Source organism: Mesorhizobium sp. WSM4898, assembly GCF_029625845.1.
Classification (GTDB): Bacteria; Pseudomonadota; Alphaproteobacteria; order Rhizobiales; family Rhizobiaceae; genus Mesorhizobium.
The window spans coordinates 1-260 of the sequence record NZ_JARTVQ010000042.1; the positions used below are offsets into that span (position 1 = coordinate 1).

Below are 260 nucleotides of genomic sequence, written 5' to 3' on the forward strand. Positions count from 1 at the left end.
GTCCCCGAATATCACGCAGCACGTAATTTCGATCCGACAGAGATTGCCCTGTTCTGCCTGACATTCATTGGTGGCGGCATCGTAACAACCGAAGCAAATGCAATTCCGCTGGGCGCAATCGGCATTGGAGCAGCCGTTCTGATCGTTGGGTTTTGCCTTTTCCGGCCTAGCGAAAGCAGATATCGAGCGGCCTTTTGGATTGCGATCATGGCCTACGCGGTCATGTCGAGTGGGTTGGCGGCTATCGGTCGAGGGAATAT

The 260-nt window shown here is 54.2% G+C and carries 1 protein-coding gene; it reads left to right on the forward strand.

Going from position 1 to position 260, the window contains the following annotated elements:
• Positions 1-260: hypothetical protein (locus P9228_RS30880; protein WP_278057058.1), on the forward strand; the 260-nt coding region annotated here is incomplete at both ends.